General features: G+C 39.9%; 4 protein-coding genes. 2 read left to right on the top strand and 2 right to left on the bottom strand.

Features of this window, described 5'->3' with window-relative positions:
• The coding region (locus ACU01J_RS21585) for a hypothetical protein (protein ID WP_481087450.1) at positions 1-299 on the top strand (299 nt) is incomplete at its 5' end.
• 148 nt (positions 300-447) lie between these two features.
• Positions 448-855 carry a bleomycin resistance protein gene (locus ACU01J_RS21580; protein WP_481087449.1) on the top strand — a complete coding sequence of 136 codons (408 nt, stop codon included), beginning with the start codon at positions 448-450 and terminating at the stop codon, positions 853-855.
• Positions 856-1,033: 178 nt separating this feature from the next.
• On the opposite strand, the gene ACU01J_RS21575 is transcribed toward ACU01J_RS21580, so the two are convergent.
• Positions 1,034-1,720 carry an NYN domain-containing protein gene (locus tag ACU01J_RS21575; protein ID WP_481087448.1) on the bottom strand — a complete coding sequence of 229 codons (687 nt, stop codon included), beginning with the start codon at positions 1,718-1,720 and terminating at the stop codon, positions 1,034-1,036.
• 421 nt (positions 1,721-2,141) lie between these two features.
• Positions 2,142-2,489 (bottom strand): hypothetical protein, encoded by a 348-nt coding sequence (locus ACU01J_RS21570; protein WP_481087447.1) that lies wholly within the window; start codon positions 2,487-2,489, stop codon positions 2,142-2,144.
• Positions 2,490-2,678: the final 189 nt, after the last annotated feature.

Genomic DNA, 2,678 nt, shown 5'->3' with positions numbered 1-2,678 from the left:
GGCGTTATAACTCAGGAGGTCATATGAAATATTTATTTCACCCTAAAGATGAAGAAACCTTTAAGGATCAGGCTGTTGGTAATTTTGTCAGAACGTTAGTCTTCGATCCTGAGAATGAAAACGTACTATTAACATTTCATAGAAGAGTTTCGAAGGTTTGGGAACAAACACGGAAAAACAATATCGAAACCGATCATCGAATCAAAGAGCTAACAAATGAGAATCTGCATGTTTATTCTTGGGTTGTCGGCAATAAAACAGAATTATCGCTACCAAACTTTTCCGAACCGACTGAGTAAATGAGTTATAACAAGCAATTTAAGAGGGATTCACAACGCTTGGCACTTTTGCTTCTACTTCAGTTTTAATGTTTATGGCACAATGCGTTAGGTTTGGGTGGTAGCGTTGTTCACCCCTTAATTGGGCGTTATGTGAATAGGGAAAACCATGACATTACGAGTAGTTCCAGAATTGTATTGTTTCGATATAAATACCAGTAAGGCTTTCTTCACAGATATTCTTGGTTTTGCCATCAAATACGAAAGGCCAGAAGAAGAGTTTGTATATTTAACACTTGATGGTGTCGATTTAATGTTAGAAGGCTTATCCAGTCCAAGCCGTAAGTGGGTCACTGGTAATCCAGAATTCCCGCTGGGTCGTGGTGTGAACTTTCAGTGGGACGTTAATGACATTGAACGCTTATATCGTGAAGTGCATTCGAAGTCTAATGAGTCAATTTATTTAGCGCTCGAATCTAAATCATATGAATGCGGTACTAAGTCCGTCGTTCAAAAGCAGTTTATCGTGCAATCACCAGACGGGTACTTGTTTAGGTTTTGTCAGGATGTCCGTTGACAAAATTCACATAACAAAGCGTTCAAGAGGGATTCTCAACGCTTGGCGGTTTCGGTTCAAAGTTTAGCTTTTGTGATTATGGCACAATGGCTTAGGTCAGGTTGTGGCGTTGTTCACCCCTTAACGCGGCGTTATGTTGCAGGTGAACTATGAGGCACGAATAGTACCTCAAAAATCATTATTTCTTTGGTTTTAAATGGCTTACAAAAGTTTTCAAACCGTCAATATGCTCTGCTAAATCGCCTTTTACGCTTCTTCCCATAGCATCAAGTATGAAATGAGCGCCTTCAATGCGAGCCAGTTTTGCTGCTGGAACGAAGTCGCTGTCACCTGAAATTAACACAATTTTGTTAGCTAATTTCTTTAATACAACGCTTGTAATATCGACGCCGAGTTTCATATCAACGCCTTTTTGGCGTGGGCGTAATGAAACATTGTTTGGGTCAATGTCTTTGGGATCTACTTCACCACGAATTATTTTATTGAAGTTGTGGACTTTATCCTTACGGATAAACCCCCACTCTTTGTCGGTGGTGCTTAAGTGACCCATTCTGCATGCAACATATGGCTGATGCGTTAAAGCTTCATGTAATGCATTTTTGTATTTTGTGATGTCACTTTTAGCAAAGTCAATTTGCTTGTTTGTAATAGGGTGGTGCGCTTTTTGGTGTAAAGGTGGGCAGTCATAAAAGTATATGCGGTATAGTTCCTCACCGTTTCTTCTATCAACGTGTTTGATCCAGTAGTGCCACATTTCTTTGGCAAGTTTTTCTGGATCCATGTTCATGTCTGGGTCAACATGAGAAGTAAAAATGCGGTTGAAAAAACCAGCATCAACAAAAATAGCGACTGTTCTACGGGACATTCTAGACCTCATAAATGAAAAAGCCCCTGGGTCGTCACTTCCCGTATTGTGGGAGGAGTCGCCAAAGGCTGTATGTTTGGGTTGTTATCGTATCGCTATATAAACACCTTAGCCCAACCTTAGGGTATGTTGCAAGTATGTTTGTAAAAATAATAGCGGTATGCATTGATTCAACGGACGGGAATAATATAGATTTCAAAATAAAATTCAAGAAAATTTTGTGTCATGTTTGATCTGTAACCCTAAGAAAATCAACATAACAAAGCGTTTAAGACGGATTCCCAACGCACGGCAATTTTGGTTTGCTTCGGCTTAAGTGTTTACGGCACAATGGTTTAAGTGCGGTGGTCTGCGTTGCTCACCACTTAACGCGGCGTTATGGTGATGAAGCTCCAGCCTTTAAAAACTGGAGCTAGAACCACTAGTAGCAACCGTATTCATTGCAAGTTGAAGAGAAGTAATTACCGTCTGAGTCAGTACCTGTAGTGAATGTACTATTACCTATCTTGTTTGTGGTGCTGTTCCAAGAGCTGCCATTTGCTGATGTACCATTAGTAAATGTAGAGTTCCCAATGGTAGTGCTTGATTGGCTCCAGTTTGAGCCTGTTTGACTGTTATAGCCCTGAACAGATGTTGTATTGCCATACTTTTGTACGCTGTAAGAGTTACCGTTGTCGTCATAGCAAGTTTTGTATGAGTCAGAACCATAGCAGTTTGCGAATGTGTTAGCAGATAAACCAAGCGAAATCAGTAGTAAAAAGCGTTTCATTTCTATGTCTCAATAAAAGGATGGTGCACTTTAATTTCAAATTGTTTCATATGCAATAAAAATCACCATAACAATAAATTTAAGAGTGATTCACAACGCTTGGCGCTTTCACTTCAAGCCAGTTTAGTGTTTATGGCACAATGGTTTAGGTAAGGTGGTTAGCGTTGTTCACACCTTAATTTGGCGTTA

Source organism: Vibrio sp. 2433-A1, assembly GCF_056726085.1.
The sequence above is the reverse complement of the archived record's forward strand: the minus strand, read 5'-3'. Positions and strand labels throughout refer to the sequence as shown.

Excerpts from the sequence above, each read along its gene's own strand:
- ACU01J_RS21580 (WP_481087449.1), top strand. The coding sequence starts at position 448 with ATGACATTACGAGTAGTTCCAGAATTGTATTGTTTCGATATAAATACC.
- ACU01J_RS21575 (WP_481087448.1), bottom strand. The coding sequence starts at position 1,720 with ATGTCCCGTAGAACAGTCGCTATTTTTGTTGATGCTGGTTTTTTCAAC.
- ACU01J_RS21570 (WP_481087447.1), bottom strand. The coding sequence starts at position 2,489 with ATGAAACGCTTTTTACTACTGATTTCGCTTGGTTTATCTGCTAACACA.